The organism is Pseudoalteromonas sp. T1lg48 (genome assembly GCF_002964785.1).
In the GTDB taxonomy this organism is placed as follows: Bacteria; Pseudomonadota; Gammaproteobacteria; order Enterobacterales; family Alteromonadaceae; genus Pseudoalteromonas.
The window spans coordinates 530857-554568 of record NZ_PQCC01000004.1 but is presented as its reverse complement, the minus strand read 5'-3'; the positions used below and the strand labels follow the sequence as shown (position 1 = coordinate 554568).

The following is a 23712-nucleotide window of genomic DNA, read 5'->3' as shown; positions in this document are numbered from 1 at the left end:
GTCTGCTAATTCGTTGTTTTAGTTTACTCTAGGTTGAAGAGAGTAAGCTTTTTCCTGGCTCGGCCCCGGTATTCGCATCCGGGATTATAAACAAACGCTCTAGCTCTTCTGCCGAGACCGGTTTGCTGAAATAGTAGCCCTGATAAGAATCGACCTTGTAGCTTTTTAGTAGATTAAAATGCTCTTGCATTTCCACGCCTTCTGCCACCACGGTGAGATTAAAGTTATTGGCCAAATCGATAATCGATTTAACCACCAGGTGGGCATGCTCGTCGCTGACCATGTCTTGCACAAAGGTGCGGTCGATTTTTATTTCATCTATGGGCAATGAACGTAAATAACTGAGTGAGGAATAGCCGGTACCAAAGTCATCCAGGGCAATCGACACGCCAAACTCTCTGAGTTTGTTGAGCTTTTCGGTGGCATCATTGATATCGCGGATCAGCACTGACTCGGTAACTTCGACGATCAGCTTGCTGTGGTCAATTTGGTATTGCTCAACCACTTTAATAAAGTCTTCGACAAAATGGGCACGCCATATCTCTTTGGCACTAAGGTTCACCGCGATATGCAGATGCTTGCTATGGGCTTGACGCTGCCACTGTTCGAGTTGCTGGCAGGCCCGTTCCAGCACTATGGCGCCGATGGGCACGATCAGGTTACTTTCTTCGGCCATATGCATAAATACATCGGGGGTGAGTAAGCCCAGGCTGGGGTGCTGCCAGCGAACCAGGGCCTCGGCGCCTATCAGGATGGCATTCATATCGAACTTGGGTTGCAGATAAATGCAAAAATCACGATTGTTGATGGAGTCATGCATGGCTTTTTGCAGTTCACTGATCTGGCGCAGCTCATCCTGCATATTGGTATCGAAGATCATCGCTTTTTGGCCACCGCTGGCTTTGGTGCGATACAAGGCCATATCCGCCAGCTGCAGCAGTTTCATGGTGCACATATCATCGGCGGTAAACACCACACCGCCAATGCTGCCGGTGATCGAGTAGTCGATATCGATATCCTGCACGTCGCTGGCTAACGAGGTCGACTTGGATATTTCTTTAAGTACGCGCTCGGCATATTGCTCTGTGGCCAGCAAGGCTTCGCCTTGATCGGTATTGAGTTGCGGCAAAACAATTACAAATTCGTCACCACCAAAACGGGAGATAACCCCCTGGCCCTGAGCTTGGTCCTGATTGATAAGCTTTAGGCGCTCGGCCACCACCTTGAGCAACTGATCACCGATATGGTGGCCAAAGCTGTCGTTGAGTAACTTAAAACGATCCAGATCGAGAAACAATAACGCGCTATAACTGTTTGTTTTTTGGTTTTCTTTTATTGTTTTTTCTAGCTCTATTTCTAACTGAGCACGGTTTAGCAGGCCGGTCAGCTGGTCAAAGTAGGCAAGGTTAACAATCTTGTCCTGGTTGTTTTTCTCTTCGGTGATGTCCAAAGCCAGACCTACCAACCACAGCGGTTGGTTGTTTTCGTCAAATTCGGCAACACGGCCGCGATCCCAAATCCAGATCACTTCGCCGTTGGGCTTTTTCATACGGAATTCGATGCTGTAGGACTGGTGATTTTGCAGCAATTTTTTCAGAACCTTGGCCACCATGGGGCGATCTTCGGGGACAATACAACTTTCGAACTCTTGGAATGATTTATCGCTATGCTCTATGCCGGTGATCAGTTCCCACTGGCGATTATGCAACACCTGGTTGGTCTGCACATTCCATTCCCACAGTCCTTCTTCGGACACGTCGAGCACATGCTCAAGGCGTTTTTTGTTTCTGTCTGCTTCTTCTTTTAAGCGAGTGATTTCGGTGATGTCCTTGGCTATGACCGCGATATGAAGTTGGTTGCGAACGTCGCGAAATGGCACTTTTACGGAATGAAAATGGCGGATTTCGCCGGTATTTGCGTCGGTGGAAGATTCGTACACTTCTTCTATTTCAAAGCGACGCATGATGGCCTGTACATTGTCGCGAAAGAACTCGGCTTGCTCCTTATTTTGGGTAAAGTAAAAGTCATCTTTACCGACCATATGCTCCGGTGAGCAGTTGTACAGCTTGGCCATGGTGTCGTTGCAAAACTTGAAGTTACCTTGATAGTCCTTGATCAGCACCACATCATTAATGGAGTTCAGCAATCGCTTTATGACGCCCGCATGCTTGTTTACCTTGCGGATCACAAACATCAGTAAGCTCATGGTTAATAACAGCTGTGTGCACAGAAGAAAAAGCACTTTGGAGATGTCATTCATATTTTGCGCAAAGAGCTTATAGACCAGTATCATAGCTAGGGTTGATAAAGCCGATATTGCGACTGCAAACAAAAAAATCTTACCCTTGTAAATTTTGTTTATATCAAACATTTATAATCCTAAATTAGCATGATATGGCAAGTCCTTACCCATATCATTACCATACAAGCTAGGTGAATTTAGCGCCAATTATTCACGTTCCTGGTGTGCAAACGCGTTATTATTATTTTTACTGCTCTGCGCCTACCAAAAACGGCCTTATATAAGGAAGTAAAGCCCACATTCGCTTAGTTGCAAACTCGGTTGAGGACTCGGTTGAGGACTCGGTTGAGGACTCGGTTGAGGACTCGGTTGATAGCCAAGCACCGCATTTAGCCGCATCACTGAGTCAAATGCATATTCTTGGTAACGCATTTTTGCCTATTAGGGCAGTTTAATATTATTTGGTTACTACCCATTATGCCCAAAAATACCAGTTAATCTAGCCACAAAAAAAATATAAGTATTTGTAAAATCAATTAAGTATGGGTTCAGTGAACGGTTAATAATATGGCCATTCACTCCTGTTAATGTTCATTTGAACCTTTATTGTTGTTAAGCAGGTTAGCCAGCTATATTTGTAGCTGGCTTTTTTTTGCCTGCGCGTCGCCAAGCTGGCATCATAGGGGCTGCCAAAAATAAGAGAAAAGGATCTAAGCATGCTGAGATGGGTCAGTTACCTACTAGTTGGTTTTATGTTGAGCGCGTTGACGGTGCCGCAGGTTTGGGCACAAGCTGAGCAGCCATCGGATTCGCTACCAGAGCAGCAAGCGAAAGGTCTTTCTCAAACGCAACAAATGCAGGCGCAGCAAACGGTGTCTGAGTTGAACGAGCCCATGTATCGTCCTTTGATTGAACGCTATATTCTCGATGAACTGCAGGCGGTTCGCAAAGATCAGCAAGCGCTGCGCGCCGAGTACGTTGAAAAGATAGCGCATGCCCAGCTGGACACGGCCGATCGCGCGCTTGGCTACACCACAGACACAATGAATAATCTATTTATCCTGATCACGGCAACCGTATCTATCCTTGTCTTGGTGGGCTGGAATTCATTGCGTGATGTGAAAAACAAGGTAGAAGACATTGTAAACACGCGGGTCAAAGCGATAACCGAAGAATATGAATCGCGACTGGCCGGGTTAGAAAGTCAACTTAGAGAACGCTCTGAAGAAATCCTCAATAACCAGAAAAAGATTACCATTACCAATGAAATCCACTCATTGTGGATGCGCGCGAACCTTGAAAGCGACTTCGGTACCAAGGTGGAGATCTATGACGAAATTCTCTCTCGCAAACCGGAAGACGTTGAAGCCATCGCCTACAAGGCCGATGCACTGCTTGAGCTGGGTGATATTCAAGAGGCGGTTGTTCTGTGTAACCAAGCTCTGGAGGTTGACTCTGACTATGGCTACGCCTACTGGCAACGGGCCTGTGCTTACGCCATGGCTCATAAGCACAGCGATGCCCTTGCCGATATTCGCATGGCGTTAGAATACTCGCCGAACCTGCGCAATGAGTTGCTTCATGAAAGCGCTTTTGCCAGCTTGCACGATAATGCCAGCTTTAACGATATCGTTAACGGCTAATCGAGACAGATGAAGATAAAAAAATGGCGGCCAGTGGCCGCCGTTTTTGTTTTACAATACAGGCACTTGATAGCTGGTCGAGTACAACTGTTGTGCCCCAACGTTATATACATTTAGGTGCCAAGTGCCCGCCGTTTCATTACTTAAACGCAATAAGTTGCTCCATTGCCCCCGGGGCGAACCCCGCTGGATATCATAGCGGGTAGCGAGAAGCTGACCATCGGCGTCTAAATGCTGCCATTTAAGGAAGACGATAAAGCGGCTTTTGCGCGAATCCATACCATCTTCGTCCAATTCATAGCGTAACCCAAAGTAGTCGGCTTGTTGGTGCTGATCGTTGTACGGCCACTGTTGACCCAGGTGCTGGTATTCAGTTTTGCCTAAGTGTTTCTCGCTAAATTGTTTGTGGTAAAAGCCATCGTCGATGAGTTTCAAACTGTATTTCTCATCGGTTAGTTCAAAAGCTTTGGAAATAATGTTCAGGGCCCGTTGACGTTGTGGTTGGGCGAGATTGTTCTCAATCACAATAGCCGCAATTAACTCATTAAAGTCAGAAACGTAGGGGCTTATTGCTCCTCGCTGCTCAGCAAGTTTCAAAAATTCAAGGCAACGTTCATCATCACCTACTGGGGCGGGGGCATTACAACGTAATCTCGCTAACGCCAAGAGGTTATGTTTGTTGCTTTCGAGAGCATACGCTTGTTTAGCAGACGTTAGGGCCTTGTCAAAATCCGGCTTGTTGTTGATGCCTTGCCAGTACAGTTCCGCCAAATACCTGTGAGCATACTGGTTGCCTAATTCGGCCGCCGTTTCATAAAGGGTGGCAGCACCTTCTAAATCTTTGTCTGTGTCCTTGCCATAATGTTTACCGTAAGCTGCGTGCAGCGTTGCTTCAGCGTGAGCTAAATTTGCCGCTTGAGTAAAATAATGTTGCGCCAAGCCAGCCCGAGAAGCAGATACGTCATTGGCGGCTAGGGTATTGGCTATCGACCAGAAGTCGTGCGCAATTGCCGATTTATCCGTGGGACTGTTGAGGCGACTTTGCCAATCGGGAAGAGATAATTTGCGCTGGATAAAATCGGCAACCAATGCGGCATAAGCTTGCTCATGACGCCAAAGGTCGAAACCATGGCCTACGCCTTCAAAAAACACATGCTCAATGTCAGCACCTTGCTGTGTAAGCACATAATTGAACCGGTAACTTTGCTCAAATCCTGAAATATCGTCCTGCTCACCGGCGATTAGAAGAATTGGAGCCTGCAGCTCTTGGTGGCGGTATACGGGAGATAGCTGAGTAAGGCTGTCGTCATAGTCACCCACGGTGCGCGCCACAAATTCTCTAAATTCTTTCTGAGCTCGCAGATTACTCATGTTGAATAATAACGGCAGGTCATAAATGCCAAACCCCGCAATAACACACTGAAAGTCATCGGGGTGCATCATGGCTAATAAGGTCGCCGAGTAGCCGCCGTAACTATTGCCCATGGCGCACTTGTATTTGAACCTTTGCTGGGCCTTGATATGGGCCAGCGTCGCCATGATGTCTTCTTCAATTAGCTGACCAAATTGTCCTACGCCCATTTTTTGGAAGGATTTTCCATAACCGGATGAACCGCGAAAGTTAACTTTTAATACACTGAACCCGCGATTAGCCAAGTACTGTACGGTAGCATTGAACTCTTGTGTATCTTGAACCCCTATAGGGCCGCCGTGAGGATATATGAGTAAGGTATCATTGCTAAAGTGTAGGGGCTGTGTGAGAAAAGCTTCAATGGTGTGGCCGTCGCCAGCCTTAAACTGAATAAACTCTGTTTTTGCTAATTGCAAAGGTTCACCTTCATATTCAGAAAATAGTTGTTCTAAATGTTTCTCTTTGCCATTAAATAAGTAATAGCTGCCGCGGCTATCTGAGCCATGAGTAAAGATAATATATTGCTCGGTGGGTAAATTTACGGCGGTAAAAAAGAAGGAGGTTTCGGCCAACAAGGGGGCAATTTGTTGCTTGACACGGCTGTAGCTGGAGGCCAAATATTCTCGTTTATAACGACCAGATTGATAGTAGGCTATGCTTTGCAAAAGCGGGCCTTGCTCACTGACCCAGGCGTCTTGTACGTCATAGCGGTCGTGGGCATACAGTACCTCGCCTAGTGTTTTTGTTTTAATATCAAAACTATGCACCTGAATTTTGTCGCTTTTCTGGTTGCTTAGAACGGCTAGCTTATTGGCGGTTAAAAACCCGATGGGCAAAAAATAGGAGTCGTCGTTCTTAATTGATAATACCTCTTGCCATTTTCTTTCCCCCATTGCTCGCTGCTTAATTTGAATGCGGTTTTCTTCTTGTTGATAGGCAAAGGAAATGAGCTTATTTACTTTAGTGTCGAAAAAAACACGGGTGTTTTCGTCAATGTTCTTTTCTATTAGCCTAGCCTTGCCAAATTGGCTATTGAGTAAATCCTCAATGGAAATTTTAAACAGTCGATAGCCATGTTCTGTTGATTTTGCATATAAAACGTAATTTGGCTCAGAGGGTAAAAAGCTGGCGATATATCCTGCTTGCTGGAGTTCCTTTTTTTTGCTTTTTGGCTCGCTATCTAGGTCCGATAAAGTCAGGACAAATCGATATGGTTTATTTTTATTAACAACAGTGAGGTAGAGCTGCTCATCGTTAAGCCAGCGGTACTCCCTGATCCTCAATTTTGCGGATATTTCGAGAATATTCGTTTGTTGCATTGAGTCGAGCTTAGTTAATAAGATTCTCTGTTCACCAGTTAGCTTCGGTAAATTAATATGACTCATCCATTGCCCGTTCGGAGAGAGCTGAGCATCGTAATTGTTTGCAGAACGAAATAGCTCTTCACTGGATATGAATTGTGCTTGAGCCAGGGAGCAGAAAAGTGAACAAATTAATATAAGTAAGTATTTCATTTTTGCTCCTGACTAATATTGTGCTGTTGGACGTACTCTAGGAATCCATCTTCACCCGGCCCACCATAGGCGATGTGTCTTTGTTGCAACAGATTAGGAAAGCTTTCTTCGAGGTAAGCTAAGGCTTGAGCACTTCTGTTTATTAATTCGATATAGGACCGTGTACGCCAAAAGCCAGTTGTAGCTATGTCTAAGTGGCCAACATAATTTATTTGGCTTTTTTGCAGGGATATTTGCCAATTTTGTTCATCATCTAGCTTCAGGTAGCTATATCTATTCAAGTCTACCCGCTCTATATGATAGGTTCCTAAGGGCAAAGCAACGAGTATGTAGTTGCTGCCTTGGCGAATGTCTTTAGGGGTCAAAAGAATGTTTTGAGGGCCGCTAATACGGATAGATTTTAAACTGCGGTTAGTGTTGACGCCTATTAGAAGATAACCCTGCTCGTCTGATTCGAGACGATCGGAATCTATCTTCTGGTGGCTCACTTTAGTTGCACAAGCGCTTAAAAATAGCGTCAAGGCGAAAAGTAAAACTCGTTCCATCGATATGTACCATGTCAATATTTGTCATTATCAATTGACATGATACACAAATGTAAAACTTTCGTTAAGTTCTAGGTTTGGTTTTAGCTTTACCTAGTAATAAAACCTTTCTTAGCACCAGTTACTTCCCTCTAAAAAACAGCACCTTGGTGACCTTGGCATTATTGATTTCATAGCTGGCGACCACTTCGCCGCGCTTATCCACCACCTCGGGGTCCTGGCTGCATGACTCTGAGAGCTCCTGATCTATCACGTATTTACCGTGCACGATGCGTTTTATAGGCGTGCTTTTTACACATTGCAGATTCTTGAACATGGCGCCATAGCGGGCAATTAACTGCTCCTTGCCGCTGAACATCAGTTTGTCGGGAAACATATAAAAGGAAATATCTTCGGCAAAATAGCTAATAAAGGTATCTATGTCCTTGTCGTTGTAGGCGCTAAGCAGGGCGTCAACGACGGCTACGGCCTGCTGTTGAGCCGCGCTTAATTGCTTTGCGGTGCGCTTTTCAAGTTGATTTTCAACCAGTTCGCTTTCTTGGGCGCTTAGGGGGGCGGCACTTTCGCTGGCCTGTGCCGGTTGCCACAGCAGGGCCGCGAGAAGAGCGACAATATAGGTTTTCATAGTTAGTCCTTTGGTTACTACCAGTATTGCTCTACGGTTATGTGCCCCGGGGTCCGGCGGCGGTTGCGATTGTAGCCTAAATCGTTTAAACATTGCGTGGTTTCTTTGACCATGTCGGGATTACCGCAAATCATGAACTGTGCCACATCCGGGGTGGCCTCAAGCTGAACGTGTGCAAAAAGCTCGCCACTTTTAATTAATGCTGGGATACGCTTTTTGAGTGGCGTCGCCTCGTCCTCGCGGGTTACTACGGGCACATATTGTAATTGTGGGTGTTGTTCCTGCAGCTCCTGAATCATCTCCTTGTAGCTGAGATCCTTGCTGTGTCGCACACAGTGTACCAGCACTATATGTTGAAATTGTTGCCATACCTGCTGCTCTTGCAGCATAGATAAAAACGGGCCGATGGCGGTGCCGGTACTGAGCATCCACAGCTGCTCGGCGCTCGGTACCTCGTCCAGGGTGAAAAAGCCATTGCTTTGGGCGGCAATTTGCACGCTGTCACCCGGTTGTAAGCGTGCCAAGGCCGCTGAAAGAGCACCATCGTCTACCTTGATCAGATAAAACTCGAGGTTTTTCGAGCTCGGTGGGTTCACAAAGGAATAAGCTCTTGCTACGCGCTCATCGCCGATTTGTAGCGCCAGTTTGGTGTATTGTCCTGCCGTAAATGGGTCTATGTCTGCGGTAACAATCAAACTAAATAGCTTTTCGTTCCACCATACCAGCCGTTTTACTTTTGCCTCTAACCAGTTTGCCATTGTTTGCTCCAAAGCCTTTAGCTTCAATAACTTAAATCTGGCAATACAATGGGATAAAGTCAATGAACAATCATTATGTTAATGCCACCCAAACCTTCAGTATCGCGCTGAATTACTTACGCATGGGGTGGAACGGGCGAGGTGATGACAAGGTACCCACACTTAAAAACGCATCGCTTGTTCAATAACGATACCGTGACGCGCCGCTAAGCGGGCATGATCCTTGTCATAGCCACCGCCTATTACGGTTGCTACTGGGGTATTGTGCTCCAGGCAGCGTTTGAGAACCAGGTGATCCCGACGTGCTATACCCTGCCAACTGATATCCAACTTGCCAAGGCCATCGTCTTGCCAAATATCGACGCCGGCATCATAGAGCACTAGATCGGGGTTTAGGCTCTGCAGTAGATGAGAGAGGGTATCATCGACTACGCCCAAATATTCATCATCACCCATATTATCGGCCAGGCCGATATCCAGGTCACTGGCGCACTTTCTAAACGGGAAATTCTTCTCACAATGGATTGAGCAGGTGAAGGCATAGGGCTGATGCTGCAAAAGTGCCGCCGTGCCATCGCCCTGATGTACATCCAAATCAAAGATAAGCACATTGGTCACCTCGCCCGATTGGATCAGGGTTTGGGCGGTGAAGGCCAAGTCATTCACCATGCAATAGCCGGAGCCAAAATCGTAATGCGCGTGGTGGGTGCCACCGGCCAAGTGACAGGCAAGTCCATGTTCGAGTGCCAGGCGGGCGGTTTTTAGCGTGCCCAAGGGGGCGGTAAAGGTGCGGGCCATCAGGCTGGGAGACCAGGGTAAGCCGATGCGGCGCATGGCTTTGGCATCGAGGCGGTTATGCCACAGGTCGTCGACATAGTTGTCGCAGTGCACCAGGGCGAGATCCTCCGGGTAGCCTATTTCCGGCTGATGCAGGTTGCGCTGCACTAAGCCTAGCTCCTTCACGTGCTTATAAAGGCGCGCAAATTTGCTCATCACAAATCTGTGATTGGGATCAAAGCTAAATGAATAATTAGGGTGATACACCAAGGGTAAATGCGGGTTAAAGCTCATAAGATTCGACAGCCGTACTTTTGTAAAGAGTCTACCGAATGATGAACGTCTTTGCCCAGGTTTCTTCTTTATCAGGTGAGTGACGCTTTATTACCTAGGGTTACATTTTGCAACCTGATGCCGACTTGAAAGCCAGGTGAGCGCCCCAACCTTACTTGAGTAATCATTCAAGAATGCTTAGGAGTTAATAAAATGAACCGTCAAATCCTGTTGAACTCACGCCCGGTAGGGGAGCCCACGGCCGATAATTTTCGTTTGCACCAGGGGGAGATCCCAAGCCCAAAACAGGGTGAAATGCTGCTGCGCACCGTTTATCTCTCGCTTGACCCTTATATGCGGGGGCGCATGAGCGATGCCAAGTCATACGCCGAGCCGGTTGCTCTTGGCGGGGTGATGTTTGGCGGTACGGTCGCGCAAGTAGTGGAGTCTAAACTGGATGGCTATGCCAAAGGTGACTGGGTGCTGTCGATTAATGGTTGGCAGGACTATGCCATCAGCACAGGTGAGATGGTCATTAACCTGGGTAAAAACCCAAGCAAGCCATCCTGGGCCTTGGGCGTCTTGGGGATGCCCGGCTTTACCGCCTATATGGGCTTATTGGACATCGGTAACCCTCAGCCAGGCGAAACCGTGGTGGTCGCGGCGGCCAGCGGTGCGGTGGGCTCTAATGTGGGTCAGATTGCAAAAATTAAAGGTGCCAAGGTGGTGGGCATTGCCGGTGGCGAAGAAAAATGCCGTTACGTGGTTGAAGAGCTTGGCTTTGATGCCTGTATCGATCATAAGGCCGATGATTTTGCCGAGCAATTAGCCGCCGTGTGTGACAAGGGCATCGATGTCTATTTTGAAAACGTCGGCGGTAAGGTGTTTGATGCGGTATTACCGCTATTAAATCCCTGCGCCCGTATTCCTTTGTGCGGCAATATCTCCCAGTACAATAGCGACGAGCTGCCGGCTGGGCCGGATCGCTCATACCAGCTGATGTCATTTTTGCAGGTAACGCGTGTGACGGTAAAAGGCTTTATTATTTATGATGATTACGGCCACCGTTATGACGAGTTCGCCAAGGATATGCAACAGTGGGTGAGCGAGGGCAAGATCAAGTACAAGGAGCATATGATAGAAGGCCTTGAAAATGCGCCGGCGGGATTGAACGACGTACTCAATGGGCGCAACTTCGGTAAAATGGTCGTTAAAGTTAACGAACCGCTTTAATTAGAAAAGAAAAAGCCGAGTTTAACTCGGCTTTTTTCTTCTATTTACTCAACTTTATTGAGCAGTCTTAGGCTCTGATATGAGTAGTCACTTGCACCACTTTTTACGGCAAAGCTGTAACTAAAGAGGATCTGACCACCTTCGCTGTGCAGCGGACGTAGCGAACGCATAAAATACACTGCCTCCGGAGTCGCCAGCGTCTCGGTATAACATTCATCATAGTTTGTAGCAGTAGGGCAATAATAGTTTGAGATAAACTGAATTCTGCCTTCTTCATCAAGCTTCCATAGGTCTCGTCCACTGTAGAGCTCATTCAGGTTTGGCTGATAATTAAAGAGCTCGCTATAATTGCCAAAGCCGTCGCTGTGCAACCACATATAATTAGTGGTGTCTTTGCTATCCAAGCTGGTGAATGCATCCTGATGCTGGTATATGCCGATAACATCGCTCAGCGTGTTAGCCGATGCCAAGTTGGTATCCACCTCCATAAAGGGGTAGGCAAGATAACTTTCTGACTCTGCAAAATACCGCGCAGCCCAGGTTCTCTCTCCATTACTAAAGAAGCTGTATTCCGTGGTTGTAGTACCATCATTTACAGCCAAGATATCCGCGCCTTGAGTCAGTGTGACAGTGCGTTCCTCACTTTGCTTGGTTTTAGGACTGTAAATGTGCGTTTTAGCCTTGGTTGCGGACTCCAGTGTGAGTACCGTACCACCAATCAAATACTCTTCTTCACCAATTGTGGTCGCCTCAGTAATAAAGCGTCCCGAGTAACTAGCACCAGTCGCCAGCGCCGGCGCAGATATCTTATCTACCTTGCTATAAATGAGCACATCCGCTTGCGGCATAAGTGCGTCTTCGAGCTCACTCGGATTAAGCAAGCTGACACCTTGCGACTCTGCCTTTAAATCATTGTGGTGCAGTAACTCAATGGCTAAGCCTTGCTCCGTTTGCGCCAGTACTTTAATGCCGTCTATATGATGGGTAAAAAATAATTCCACATAGTTATAATCGATATCATAGAATGACCTCGAAAAATCCTCTGAAAGAGTAGGAATAACCAGCCGATTACCTTCTATTTGGGTATTGATAGCCGTGCTATTGAAGTCTTTCCCTTTTATTCTTGCAAAGAATACAGGCAGGCTGGCTTTATTGGTGCTTGGCGCAAGCTGGCCGACCCCATAATAGCTTGATGGCTCGTCGATGAAGAAATAGCTCGGTTGTAACTCGGGCTGAACCGTTTTATTTAAATTCATAACGGTTTCTGTTTCACCCGTGCTCAGCACCACACGAATCTTCCCTTGTTCCTGAGCAACAATATTGAACTCCAACCAGTCATATTCTGTGCATGATAGACAGGCATATTTTTTGATATCTGTAGTAAAGCCTGTGTCACTCACTTCATAGGAAAAATGATGGATATCACCATTGGCATCGGTCATAACGCCGTTGTTGCTTTCGGTGAATGCTAAAGAATTGCCATTAGCAGGGTTAGTCCATAAACCTTGGAGTACTCCATCTCCAAGCGCAATGTCTTGCCACTTATCCGGGTTATCCCCTACGGTTAATGTCAGTTGATAATCGACACTGGCCTTGCCATCGCTTACTTTCAAAGTAACTGCGTATTCGCCAATATCAAAAAAGCCTGGAGCGAGAGTTAAGGTTAGCTGTGAGTTTGCTACCTCTGTGCTTAACCACGCAGGTTTATCTGCTACCGAAACCGAGACGGTGTCGCCATCGGCATCGGCCAGATTTAATACCTCCTGGTATTCGGCGGCTGCTTTTACCTCGTAAGTGAGGGTGCCGCTAAGGGTTGGGGGAGTGTTTGTGGTTACCGGAGACGGAGTCGAATCGTTATTATTATCTGAGCCTCCACAACCTACTAATGTTGCAGAGATAAGAGCGGCTAGCGTGAGCTTCTTCATGGATAATCCCTTTATCTTTGTTATTATTTTGTAATTATAATGTGATTATATTCTCTTTTTCGGGACGGTTTCTAGTCATTTATTCCGTTATTTCCGCGAATTTAGTGCATAGACTGGTTATATTTTAACTAGATATAGGGATAAGTCGCCCTTCCAATCCCAATAAAACGCCTTATGTAATGTTAAGTAATGTTAATGAAGAGATGCTTGATATATCATGCCCGCCATCCGCGCGTCTGCTATCTGGCCTGCTGCATAGCCAGGCGTGGCAAAGCAATAATAAATCCAATTAATGAGAAAAACGCAATGACAACAAGAATAGCGCTGCCTCTGGCCGTGTGCTTTATGCTGAGTGCCTGTGACTCCAGCGATACTCAAACCCAGGAGCCACCCGCCGTTGAGGCCTCTGCGGTAGAAATTGAGCTGCAAAGCCTGATCGCCACAGAGCAGATCACGCCATTAGCTCCACCGCAAGAGGCCGTCGCCATTGACAGCCCGTTGGCACAATTAGGCAAGCAGCTATTTTTTACCAAGGCGCTCAGCGGCAATTTAGACACCGCCTGTGCCAGTTGCCATCACCCCAATTTAGGTGGCGGCGATGCCCTGGCCCTGCCGGTGGGCGTTGAAGCCTTGGAGCCGAACTTACTTGGACCCGGGCGCCTTCATGATGCTAACGGGTATCACCATGATGGCGGGCCGACCGTGCCGCGCAATTCCCCCAGCACCTTTAACCTGGCATTTTATCAGCGCACCCTGTTCCATGATGGGCGCATCGAACTGCTGGATGAACAAGGCAGCATGCGCACTCCAGACTCCGCCTTCGGCGAGCGTGATGACAAGGCTGGCGTTTCTCTGGCTCAGGCGCAAGCGCGATTCCCGGTGACCTCAAAAGAGGAGATGCGCGGCTTTGATTTTGTTGCCGATGGCAATAACCATGATTTACGTGCCGCATTACAAGCGCGTTTTCAGGGCGACACCAATGAGCTGGCCATTAACAACTGGCTGGAAGCCTTTCGCCAAGGCCTAGAGCAAGCCGATGGCAGCGCTGCTTCATTGCTGACCTTTGACAACATCACCCTGGCCATTGCCGCCTATGAAAATTCCCAGGTGCTTATCGATAACCCCTGGGCCGCGTATCTCAACGGCGATCACGATGCCATTAGCGAGCAGGCTAAACGTGGCGCGCTGCTCTTTTACAAAACCAGCGAGCAGGGCGGCTTTGCCTGTGCCAGTTGCCATCAGGGTGGCTTTTTCACCGATGAGTCTTTTCATGTGCTGGCGGTGCCGCAGTTAGGTCGTGGTAAAGGCGATGGCGTGTGGGGAGACGATGACTTTGGTCGCTATCGCGAAACCAAGGCTGACGATGATAAGTATGCGTTTAGAACGCCGACCCTGCTGAACGTCACGCAAACCGGGCCTTGGGGGCACAGTGGTGCCTTTACCGAGCTCAGCGACGTGCTTGCCCATCACTTGCAACCTCATCAAAGCATCAATGATTATGTGCCCGATGACACTCAGCCGGGAATACAAATGGCGCATTGGCGAGACAATACCGAGCAGGCGTTAGCGCAATTCGACAGGCTGCAAAGTGAGGGTAAGTCGTTATTGCAGCCAACCAGCTTTGAACCCCAGCAATTGGATGATTTGTTGGCGTTTTTAGCAACGCTCACCGACCCCTGCACACAAACGCCCAGTTGCATGAACAAATGGGTGCCAAGTGAGGATGAACAAGACGCCGACGGTTTGCGTCTAAAAGCCTATGGCCACGGCGGTAACCTGCTTTAATCGCGCCCTGCGGCGTTACAGTGTATTGCTTATTACACAGTTGCGCCGCAACCGTTTGCCTCGATACAGGCATAAATCCGCCTGCTTAAACAGGGCGTTCACCTGAGCCTTGGTGTATTCGGTGCTGGCCACCCCCAAGGTGGCGGTAACTTCTATCAGCTCCTGATTAATGCAGATACTGGCGTGGGCGATCTTCTCTCGGATTTTTTCGGCTACACCCACCCCTTGCTCCTGTGTGGTATTGGGCAAAATAATGGCAAACTCTTCGCCGCCAATGCGGGCAACGATATCGTATTTACGGATCACCGTATTGAGCAACTGGGCCACGGTTTGCAGCACCAAATCGCCGCCATGATGGCCGAAGTTGTCGTTAATTTGTTTAAACAAGTCGAGATCGAGGATGATCAAGGCCAGGGTTTGCTCCTCGCGCACCGCTTGGTCGAGGCGTAGCTGTAACTGCTCGAAGAAATAACGGCGATTATAGAGCCCGGTCAGCGGATCTGTGGTCGACTCCTTACGCAAACGCAGCTCCAGCAGTTTACGCTCGGTAATATCGATCACCATGCCGGTCCACATAATGCCACCGTCGGTTTGCCGCTGCGGTATGGCATGGGCAAACAGCCACTTGTAGCCGACGCTCAGCGTGACCTTAAATTCACATTCGAAATCTTCCAGCTTGGCGGCCGAATGCACGATTTCTTCGAGCATGTTTTCTCTGTCGCCATGGGACACCTTGCTTAACATGCGCGCTGGGTTTTGCAGCGCTTGCTCGGGCGTGACCTCGAAAATACGTTTAACTCCTTCACTGGCATAGAGAAAGTGCCAGGAGCGCGAGGCCGTTAGGACAAATTGATAAATCATGCCGGGGATGATCTGCGCCAGGGCATCCATGCGCGTATGCAGGCTCATGTTCTCGGTTTTATCGAACAAGGAGCCTACCAGGGCATCTTCCGCGCCATTATTACCCCTGGGCGCTTTAAGGCGCTGACTATGCTCACACAGCCACACGTAATGGCCCTGACTGTGACGAAAGCGATAATCACATTTACATACGCCCCGGGCGCCCTGAGCAAGCCAGTGGTTGTATTCCGCCTGCAGCGCCTCTCTGTCTTCGGGATGTATTTGCGCCAGCCACCAATGACTGTTGCGTTGAATGCTGGCGACGTTGTAACCGGTGATTCGCTCGACCTCAACCGACATATAGGTAAAGTGGCCCAGTCGATTGAGCGGGCTTTTAAACACCGCCGCCGGCAAACTATCGATAATAGAGTTGAGCTCATTGCGCACCTGTTGCAGCTCGTTAATGGTGTTGATGCGCGCACTGATATCGATATGGGTGCCGGTGATCCACTCCGGTTGATTATCCGCGGTGCGGGTGGCCACCCGGCCGCAATCCCGAACCCAGACCCAATGGCCGTCCTTGTGTTTTAAGCGCACTTCGCACAGGTAAACATCGTCATCGCCACAAAAGTGGCGCTCCAGTGCGCTGTTGGAGCGCTTAATATCATCCGGGTGGGCAAACTTAAGCCAGGTATCGATGGAAATAGGGGAGAGTTCTTCCAGGGTATAACCGATGATCTGCGCCCAACGTTCGTTGAGTGTGACCTCGCCGGTTTGATAGTTCCATTCCCAGGTGCCGGCGCAGGTGCTGTCGATAATGGTTTGCAAACGCTCGGCATCACTGAGTTGCTGGTAGCCGGTTAGGCGCCGCTGCAAGGACACCATGATATAGGCCTGCTCACCACAGCATACATGTAAGTCACCCTGATACTCGCCGTTCTCACACTCGGTTTTTACCCAATAATGTTCGTCTAAAAGCAGAGCGCTGAAGTCCAGGGTTTCGACACTGGTTCGAAAAGCAAATTCGTTTATATGCAAGCCCAGATATCGTTGCAAATGACGTGGGAAGACCGCATTGCAAAGACCGGCACAATCGAAAAGCAAGATAATGGTATTTTCGTTGTTGCTCAATTTGGTTCCTACAACTGTTTAGCTAAGAGTTATCGAGCCTGATTCTTTAGTATTAGTTGTTGGTGGCAGGGCGCTCGGTGTTAGAAAAAAGTATAGTGGAGGGATTTTTATCTGCGTACTTTTGTTCAGTTTTCATTAAGGGATACGGGCGGTTTGTAAATAAGTGTAAAGAATGCGTTGGTTTACCTGGGGTTCATGGAACCGCCACTAGAGTAAAGATATTACAAAGAGGTCAACTGACCGAAAAAGGAGGTCCTTATGCGACTCACTACATTTTGTATCGGTGCAGCACTATTTTGTTTGGCACCCCTAGATGCGGCCCTGGCTAAACCCGATCACTTTATGCCGCCAGGCCAGGAGAAAAAACTGGTGAATCACGACGACCGTGATCACAAATATCGCCATGAAGGTGACAGAAAGCGGTATGACCACCACGAGCGGGACAGAAAACGCCATCACAAGCACGATCGTAAGCATAAAAAGGACCGTCATTATGACCGTCACCATGATCGCCACTACTACGGCTATCATAAAAAGCATAAACGTAATCGTCACTACTACTGTGACCATTACAGCCATCGCCACCATGATCGTTACTGGCGCGTAGGTCATCATATTGATTACGATCTATACCGTCATGGCAGAATACTGCGCCGCGACCGCCATGGTCATGTGATTGTTGATATGCACGGCGACATTTTCCGGGTTCTGGAAAACAGCCTGGAGATAGTCGAAATTCTCAGCCGTCGCCATTAATTCATATACGCACCAGAACGCCCCGCAAGGGGCGTTTTTTTGTGCCAAGAAAAGCTTATCTGTGTTTGTCATTATTATTGGGTATGTTATTTTCCACTTATAACTATAAGTAATGGAAAGGATTCTGTTTGAGCTCCCAGTTCTACAACCAAAATGCCTCGCAATTAGCCGAGCAATACCTAAGCGCCGATTTTGAAAAAGTACATGCGGCCTGGTTGCATCTGCTTCAGCCGTTACTGCAAAAACCACAATGTCGTATGCTGGACATTGGTGCTGGAGCCGGTCGGGATGCCTTATATCTGGCTCAGCAAGGACAAGATGTTGAGGTATATGCGGTTGAACCGGCGCAAATGCTTGCCGAGCTAGGCGCCAGGCATACCAAAGACTATGCGGTTCATTGGCTGGAAGATTCCTTGCCGGAATTAGAATGTATTACCAGCAAAGAAATCAGTTTTGACCTTATTTTGCTCAGTGCCGTGTGGATGCATATTCCCGAAGGGCAGCGTCCGCGAGCGATCCGCAAGCTGGCAAACTTACTGAAACCCGGCGGACAACTGGTGATCTCCTTGCGCCATGGGCAAGGAGAGGTGGAACGCAAAGAGCGTGGCATGTATCAAGTATGCGCCGATACGTTAAAGCAATTAGCAACGCAAGTTGGCTTGCAGTGTATTTTGTGCACCGAGCTCCAAACTGACGAGCTCAACCGCGCAGATGTACATTGGCAAACCGTCGTACTGCGTTTGCCGGATGATGGTAGCGGCTCCTTTAGTTTAATTCGTCATGTAGCCCTGAATGATGGTAAATCTGCGACTCATAAATTGGCATTGATGCGGGTGTTGTTGCGTATTGCCGATGGCCACCCCGGAGCAGTGATACGCAGGGAGGACAATCGTGTCATCTTGCCTGCGGGCTTGGTCGCCCTGTATTGGTGTCATCAGTATAAAGATTTGATCGATCACTACGAGCTGTATCAAACGCCCAACGCCAGTCCAAACATGGGGTTTATGAAAGACGATGGCTGGCATAAGTTAAGGCACCTGAACTCAACAGATTTTCGCGTCGGCAACCGATTTGTGGGTGAGGATGCGCGAGCCTTGCATCGAACTCTCTCCCACGCGGTGCAAAATATTCGCGATATGCCCTGCAAATACATTACCTTTCCCAACACCGAACGATGCGTATTCGAGCTTACGAGCCAAGTAGTTCGCGCCAAGGACACCCTGTTTTTAGACTTTGAGAGCCTGTGCCAATGGGGCGAGTTTTCCCTGCCCGAGCATGTTTGGACAGCTCTGAATCGTTATGCCTGTTGGATTGAACCCGTTTTAGTCAGCGAATGGGCAAAAACCATGGCAAGTTATCGCGGTAATGCGATTCACTTAAACCAGCAGCCATATATCTTTTCCCAGGCATTAAACTGGCTTGAGCCGAAACGTACCACGACCGAGGTACGTCAGCGAGTAAATGATATCACCGCAAGTGGCAAGGCGATTCATTGTGTCTGGACACAACGTTCGCTGCAGCAAGGTTTTGATGTTGATCATTGCATGCCTTTTTCACGTTGGCCAAACAACGATTTATGGAATTTATTACCGAGTACACCGAAAGCCAATAATGAAAAGCGCGACCGTTTGCCAAGCCACATTCGTTTGCGTCAGGCCGAGGAGCACATACTTCATTGGTGGCAACAGGCTTGGTTAAGCGATAAGGAAAATAACAGTATGCAAGCGCAGCGCTTTTTCGCCGAGGCGAATCTGGCGCTACCCGGGTTAGAGAGGGGTAATCGTTCAATCAATGAGCTGTTTGCCGCTTTGGTATTGCAACGCGGGCGTTTACGTGAATTGCAGCAGTTGCAGGAGTGGTAACTTATCGACTCTATTGCACTATTTACACAATAAAATGGCGCCCATCGGGCGCCACTTCGCATTAAGATTTTTCGTTTTCCAACGGGCCGGCGCCTATGTCTATTTTTTCTTCCTGAGGGGTGAAGTTGGGGTCGAGGGACAGGTTGGCAAAGGGGTTGTCCTTGGCCTTTTTGCTTGGCTCTTCCTCGCTACTTTCTTCTTCGCCTTGTTCGGCTGATTCTGGCGTTTGTTGTGCCAGGGCTGACTCCAATTCCATCAGAGCGTCGTCCAGTGATTGCGCTTCGGCGTCGTTGAGTTCCAGATTGAGCTCTGGCTCAGGCTCGATTTCGCTCGGCTCGTCTGTAATAGCCTGGGTGGTGAGAGGTGGCGCTTCGGCTTGTTCCACTTCGCCTTGCTCGTCTTCAAGCATTGGCGTTGAAAGAGGTTCAACTATCTCAGGTTGGGCCTCAACAGGTTGGGCCGCAACCGGCTGCTCTATAACCTGCTCGTTAACGGGTTCTCCGCTATCTAGCTGTGGCTCTGGCGCTTGCTCGAACTCCGTTGCTTGAGTCAGATTACGGTCACTGGGTTCTTCCTCAACAGGGAGTTGTGACGCATCGCTGCTTGGTTCACTGTGGTGACTTTGCGGCTCTTGCTCAGCAGGCGTGCTCTCAGTCGTTTGCGTTGTGCTCGAGCCGCTTGCCTGGTTTAAATAGGCCTGAAATTCCTCATCGGACATGCTAGACCAATCTTTACCGGTCGGCTGCGATGGTGTTGCCGGCGTATCCTCTTGCGGTTGCGTTTTTGCTTCGGCTTCGGGAACAACACTTGGCTCGTTAGCAGTGCTTGGCTGCTCAATAGAGGCCTCGGTTTTTTTGCGCACAAAGGGGTGGATTTCGGCACTCTGTTGAGGCTCGCCCTGGCTAGAGGCTTTGCTTGCAGTGGCTGTACGACGCAGTGGCGCCACATTTGGCACTTGTGGTTCATCTTCGGCATCAGCTTGCGGTGTTTGCTCGGTTGAGGGCTCGGCTGAGGGCTCGGCTGACGGTGTTCCCAACAGGGCATCCGCTTTTTCGTTCAACAGTGTCCTGGCCAATTCCGGGCTGAGCGCCGCGTGGGCCCCATAGCTTAGCAGATGCTTAATCTTGTCTTTGTGAATGGAGCTTAGCTTTTCGCCGTAGTCATGGGTGCTAATGCTCAGCACATGGTCAACAAACTCTTTCTCATGAAGAACGAAACTCGGCATGGGCGACTTAAATACCGCCTCGTTATTAAACACGATAAGGCAGTGGATCTCCTGCATCGGCATTGCCAGCAGCTCAGCCAAACTCTGCGCTTGTTCACGCAACGCGGTAAGAGGGTTAACAAACTTTTCGTCTTCGCCATGGTGTCGGGCCGTCCAATCCTGGGCCTTTTCGCCGCCATAAATATCACCGACTGCATCGATATGGGCGACCATAAAGACACCAAAGGGGCTCAGCAAGAGATGTTCTATGTTTGTGCTTTTGCCTTCCTCACCCGTGGCGATGGGCACGTTGGTAAACTTGCTGTAAAGCTGCGGGTCCAAGGTGGCTTTCTTATTGCCGAGCAATTTCTTCAACGCCTTTTTAAACTCTGAGGGCTTCCGCATAGCTTGCGGCTTGCCTTCAGAGGAGAGCTTAGGTTTAGCGACCTTAATTGAACTTTGGCGTTTTTTGCGCACCACTAACAGCGTGGCGATGCCAACTATAAGCACAAGCAAACCGAGAAGTGCAGGGAGCATCATGTCCATCAGGCCCGATGTTGCGGTTTGTGCAACGGGCTGCGGTTTTGGTGTCACCTTGGTTGGCGCTACCTGGGCTTTTGGCTCGGCCTTGGGCTGCGTTGAATTTATCTGTGCAGCCTGATTATCGGTTGCGCTCATCTCTACGGCAGGCTCGGTCTTGGCTTGGTCCTGGCCAGAGGCTGGCTGTGGCGCACTCGCCAAGGTAGCCGCTGCTTCTAGAGTGGCGGGCTCACTTTGGCTGTCTTTTGCCTGAGTCGATGCCAGTTCAGTGTCAGCATTGCTTTCGCTTTTAACTTGCTCTGTAAAAGGCTCAGGTTTGACTAAGGTCGAGCGATCGGGCTCGGCCGATGTAACCTGAGTTCTTGTTTGTTGCTGCGCTTGGGCATTATCAAACTGATGACAGTTTCTGTCATAGTCGCGTCGCGCGCTACGGTAAGTGGGATGCGTACGCGAATGGTCGAACTGTGCCATTTGTTGTTTTAATAGAATGCACATGGCGCGGTTATATTCGCGCGCCTCGGCCCCATGAGCTTGCAACAGCACCAGGGTGAAAAATAATATAAAAGCTAATCTCATTTTTCGAATATAAGTAAACATAGTGTTATCTGCACCTAGTCTAACAGTTAATTCATAAATTACGCTAGAGCCTTATAGAGTCATTTTAAAATTCAATAGGTTAATTCGCTTCTGTATGCGACAATGGTACTAAATTAAGTGAGAAAATAGCGCTTTTCTTGGTGCGATTTTATTTACTAATAACAAATTATTAGCATGAGTTTGTGTTACCCTAAATTGGTAATTAAGTATTAGTGGTGGGAAGTTAATGCGTTTTACGCGGTTGTTTGTACTCGATCTGCGCCAAGTGATCCTCGGTTTTACCCTGCTCCTGGTACTCATTACCCTGGCTAACCAGTTTGTGATCAGCTATCGGGTTTACACTCAGCAGGCGATGACGCAAAGCCTGGAAGCAAATCGTGCCTATGCAGGTAAAATGGCCGATATTACCAGCCAGTTTATTCAATCATTACAAATGCAACTGGCCTTTAGCGCTCAATCCCTTAGTCGTGACATGGATAATGCTGCTCGCCGTAAGCAAGAAGTGCAGCGCTTACTGGCACAGACCGAGTCCTTTAATTCCGTGGTGTTAATTGATCATAACGGTGAAGTGATCAGCGCCGCCCCAGAGCAATTAGGGGCCGTGGGCTTAACCTTGCAATCGAGTGAGGCAAGGCAATCATTAAGGGCGCAGCGGCCATTAATGCCGCAGCCCTTTGTCTCGCCTTTGGGCAACCTGGTGGTCAGCCCCTCACATCCTATTTTTTCTGAAGCAGAGCCCAAGCGTTATCTGGGCTACATTGCCGGCACCATTTATTTGCATGGCAACAATATCTTATCGCGGCTGTTAGGCACTCATTTCCATGGTGCTGAAGCGCGTATTTTGGTGCTCAGTGAGAACGGGGCCGTGGTGTACGATAATCAGCGTCGACACATTGGTGTGACCTTAGGTGATACTCACCCGCTTTGGCCTGCGTTTATGCAAGCGCAAGCGGGTGAAAGCGGTGCTATGATCAGCAACAAAGACGACGCACAGTTAATAGGTTATGCACCGGTAAACGACATGCGTTGGGTGGTTTTGGTTGTCAGTGCCCAGCAGCAGGTGGTCACCAGTGTCGGAAACACCATAGGTAACCTAATGGAAAAGGCGGCACCAGTGACCTTAATCACGCTTTTAGCCATTTGGCTGCTCGCCGGCACCATCAGTGCACCATTGCAGCTATTGGCACGGAGAGTACGTGACAAAGACAAAACCTTTAGCGATATTCCCGCCTGGTATAACGAAGCAAAAACCCTCAAGCGTGCCATCGAAGCCTTTAGTAATGAACAGCTGCAGCGCATCAGTGCGCTTAACCTGGCGAGTAACACCGATCCTTTAACCGGCATTGGCAACCGCCGTTATATGCAAGCTTGCCTGGATTCAATGAAAGAGCAGGGACAGTCTTTCGCGGTACTGGCCCTGGATATCGACCACTTTAAGAATATCAATGATCACTTTGGCCATGACATTGGCGACGAGGTGATTAAGACCCTGGCACAGTTACTTAAGCAGGGATGTCGCGAATATGACAGCGTGTGCCGTAGCGGCGGCGAAGAATTTATGCTGTTACTACCCGGGCTTCATGTTGAAAAGGCACAGGAGTTGGCCGAGCGCCTGCGTCAGCATATAGCCGAGCATGGGTTTGCTCCTGTGGCACAAGTGACGGTGTCGGTGGGAGTGAGCTTGTGGCAGCCGGGTAATGAGATTGGCGCGGCACTTAAAGCCGCCGATAACGCCTTGTATAAGGCGAAACATAATGGCCGTAATCGCACCGAGGTGCAGTGGCTGTAGGAGCGGCTCTACCTTTTTCGCTGGCGTTCCAGCAGGGTTAACAAACGTTGAGACAAGGCCCAGACCATGAGTAAGATAACCAGTAATGTGATGATCAACAGCATGGTTTTATCGCTAATAAATAGCCAACTCAGGCTTAAGGTAAAGCACGAAAACAGGCACGTTTTAAATAAGGTATTCTTTTGTTTTTGAGCTGGTTTTTTCATAATTTCAGTCACCTAAGTTCATCGCCCTAGTGTAGCAAAGAAAAACCTGACTTTTT

At 48.6% G+C, this 23712-nt stretch carries 16 protein-coding genes; 6 read left to right on the top strand and 10 right to left on the bottom strand.

Annotation, left to right across the window (positions count from 1 at the left end; all coding sequences use genetic code 11):
• Window positions 1-28: 28 nt before the first annotated feature.
• Window positions 29-2206 carry a sensor domain-containing protein gene (locus C2M29_RS07930; protein WP_158684681.1) on the bottom strand — a complete coding sequence of 726 codons (2178 nt, stop codon included), beginning with the start codon at window positions 2204-2206 and terminating at the stop codon, window positions 29-31.
• Between the two features lie 890 nt (window positions 2207-3096).
• Here C2M29_RS07930 and C2M29_RS07925 point away from each other — a divergent pair.
• Window positions 3097-3885, top strand: coding sequence for a tetratricopeptide repeat protein (locus C2M29_RS07925; protein WP_233998392.1), 789 nt, complete (start codon window positions 3097-3099; stop codon window positions 3883-3885).
• Window positions 3886-3936: 51 nt separating this feature from the next.
• Here C2M29_RS07925 and C2M29_RS07920 read toward each other — a convergent pair whose 3' ends face one another.
• The 5 genes from C2M29_RS07920 to C2M29_RS07900 form a co-directional block, all read right to left on the bottom strand.
• Window positions 3937-6810 carry a prolyl oligopeptidase family serine peptidase gene (locus C2M29_RS07920; protein WP_105189236.1) on the bottom strand — a complete coding sequence of 958 codons (2874 nt, stop codon included), beginning with the start codon at window positions 6808-6810 and terminating at the stop codon, window positions 3937-3939.
• Complete coding sequence (locus C2M29_RS07915; protein WP_105189235.1) at window positions 6807-7355, bottom strand: hypothetical protein; 549 nt, start codon at window positions 7353-7355, stop codon at window positions 6807-6809. Before C2M29_RS07915 ends, C2M29_RS07920 begins: the two co-directional genes overlap by 4 nt.
• Window positions 7356-7476: 121 nt before the next feature.
• A complete protein-coding gene (locus tag C2M29_RS07910; protein ID WP_158684680.1) occupies window positions 7477-7980 on the bottom strand; it encodes a nuclear transport factor 2 family protein in 504 nt (167 codons plus the stop codon).
• A 17-nt stretch (window positions 7981-7997) separates the two neighbouring features.
• The gene (locus tag C2M29_RS07905) at window positions 7998-8738 is read right to left on the bottom strand and encodes a ferredoxin--NADP reductase (RefSeq protein ID WP_105189233.1); all 741 of its coding nucleotides are present in this window, start codon (window positions 8736-8738) and stop codon (window positions 7998-8000) included.
• Window positions 8739-8900: 162 nt separating this feature from the next.
• A complete protein-coding gene (locus C2M29_RS07900) occupies window positions 8901-9809 on the bottom strand; it encodes a histone deacetylase family protein (RefSeq protein WP_105189232.1) in 909 nt (302 codons plus the stop codon).
• Between the two features lie 192 nt (window positions 9810-10001).
• On the opposite strand from C2M29_RS07900, the gene C2M29_RS07895 reads away from it, so the two are divergent.
• Complete coding sequence (locus C2M29_RS07895; protein ID WP_105189231.1) at window positions 10002-11021, top strand: NADP-dependent oxidoreductase; 1020 nt, start codon at window positions 10002-10004, stop codon at window positions 11019-11021.
• Between the two features lie 44 nt (window positions 11022-11065).
• Here C2M29_RS07895 and C2M29_RS07890 read toward each other — a convergent pair whose 3' ends face one another.
• Window positions 11066-12946: a hypothetical protein gene (locus tag C2M29_RS07890; RefSeq protein ID WP_105189230.1), complete on the bottom strand. Its 1881-nt coding sequence runs from the start codon at window positions 12944-12946 to the stop codon at window positions 11066-11068.
• 306 nt (window positions 12947-13252) lie between these two features.
• Here C2M29_RS07890 and C2M29_RS07885 point away from each other — a divergent pair, with 306 nt between their 5' ends.
• Window positions 13253-14731, top strand: a complete 1479-nt coding sequence (locus tag C2M29_RS07885) for a cytochrome-c peroxidase (protein WP_158684679.1) — start codon at window positions 13253-13255, stop codon at window positions 14729-14731.
• Between the two features lie 15 nt (window positions 14732-14746).
• On the opposite strand, the gene C2M29_RS07880 is transcribed toward C2M29_RS07885, so the two are convergent.
• Complete coding sequence (locus C2M29_RS07880; protein ID WP_105189228.1) at window positions 14747-16702, bottom strand: GGDEF domain-containing protein; 1956 nt, start codon at window positions 16700-16702, stop codon at window positions 14747-14749.
• A gap of 258 nt (window positions 16703-16960) precedes the next feature.
• On the opposite strand from C2M29_RS07880, the gene C2M29_RS16580 reads away from it, so the two are divergent.
• The gene (locus tag C2M29_RS16580) at window positions 16961-17458 is read left to right on the top strand and encodes a hypothetical protein (RefSeq protein ID WP_158684678.1); all 498 of its coding nucleotides are present in this window, start codon (window positions 16961-16963) and stop codon (window positions 17456-17458) included.
• A 128-nt stretch (window positions 17459-17586) separates the two neighbouring features.
• Window positions 17587-19320: a class I SAM-dependent methyltransferase gene (locus C2M29_RS07865; RefSeq protein WP_105189225.1), complete on the top strand. Its 1734-nt coding sequence runs from the start codon at window positions 17587-17589 to the stop codon at window positions 19318-19320.
• A 61-nt stretch (window positions 19321-19381) separates the two neighbouring features.
• Here C2M29_RS07865 and C2M29_RS07860 read toward each other — a convergent pair whose 3' ends face one another.
• Window positions 19382-21640, bottom strand: a complete 2259-nt coding sequence (locus C2M29_RS07860) for a nuclease-related domain-containing protein (RefSeq protein WP_158684677.1) — start codon at window positions 21638-21640, stop codon at window positions 19382-19384.
• A 247-nt stretch (window positions 21641-21887) separates the two neighbouring features.
• Between C2M29_RS07860 and C2M29_RS07855 the strand changes: the two genes are divergently transcribed.
• On the top strand, window positions 21888-23450 hold the full coding sequence (locus C2M29_RS07855; RefSeq protein WP_105189223.1) for a GGDEF domain-containing protein: 1563 nt from the start codon (window positions 21888-21890) through the stop codon (window positions 23448-23450).
• 8 nt (window positions 23451-23458) lie between these two features.
• On the opposite strand, the gene C2M29_RS07850 is transcribed toward C2M29_RS07855, so the two are convergent.
• Window positions 23459-23656, bottom strand: a complete 198-nt coding sequence (locus C2M29_RS07850; RefSeq protein WP_105189222.1) for a hypothetical protein — start codon at window positions 23654-23656, stop codon at window positions 23459-23461.
• Window positions 23657-23712: the final 56 nt, after the last annotated feature.

Bases quoted from the DNA above. Each gene is read 5' to 3' on its own strand.
- C2M29_RS07930 (WP_158684681.1), bottom strand. From the start codon at position 2,206: ATGAGCTTACTGATGTTTGTGATCCGCAAGGTAAACAAGCATGCGGGC.
- C2M29_RS07925 (WP_233998392.1), top strand. From the start codon at position 3,097: ATGCAGGCGCAGCAAACGGTGTCTGAGTTGAACGAGCCCATGTATCGT.
- C2M29_RS07920 (WP_105189236.1), bottom strand. From the start codon at position 6,810: ATGAAATACTTACTTATATTAATTTGTTCACTTTTCTGCTCCCTGGCT.
- C2M29_RS07915 (WP_105189235.1), bottom strand. From the start codon at position 7,355: ATGGAACGAGTTTTACTTTTCGCCTTGACGCTATTTTTAAGCGCTTGT.
- C2M29_RS07910 (WP_158684680.1), bottom strand. From the start codon at position 7,980: ATGAAAACCTATATTGTCGCTCTTCTCGCGGCCCTGCTGTGGCAACCG.
- C2M29_RS07905 (WP_105189233.1), bottom strand. From the start codon at position 8,738: ATGGCAAACTGGTTAGAGGCAAAAGTAAAACGGCTGGTATGGTGGAAC.
- C2M29_RS07900 (WP_105189232.1), bottom strand. From the start codon at position 9,809: ATGAGCTTTAACCCGCATTTACCCTTGGTGTATCACCCTAATTATTCA.
- C2M29_RS07895 (WP_105189231.1), top strand. From the start codon at position 10,002: ATGAACCGTCAAATCCTGTTGAACTCACGCCCGGTAGGGGAGCCCACG.
- C2M29_RS07890 (WP_105189230.1), bottom strand. From the start codon at position 12,946: ATGAAGAAGCTCACGCTAGCCGCTCTTATCTCTGCAACATTAGTAGGT.
- C2M29_RS07885 (WP_158684679.1), top strand. From the start codon at position 13,253: ATGACAACAAGAATAGCGCTGCCTCTGGCCGTGTGCTTTATGCTGAGT.
- C2M29_RS16580 (WP_158684678.1), top strand. From the start codon at position 16,961: ATGCGACTCACTACATTTTGTATCGGTGCAGCACTATTTTGTTTGGCA.
- C2M29_RS07860 (WP_158684677.1), bottom strand. From the start codon at position 21,640: ATGAGATTAGCTTTTATATTATTTTTCACCCTGGTGCTGTTGCAAGCT.
- C2M29_RS07855 (WP_105189223.1), top strand. From the start codon at position 21,888: ATGCGTTTTACGCGGTTGTTTGTACTCGATCTGCGCCAAGTGATCCTC.
- C2M29_RS07850 (WP_105189222.1), bottom strand. From the start codon at position 23,656: ATGAAAAAACCAGCTCAAAAACAAAAGAATACCTTATTTAAAACGTGC.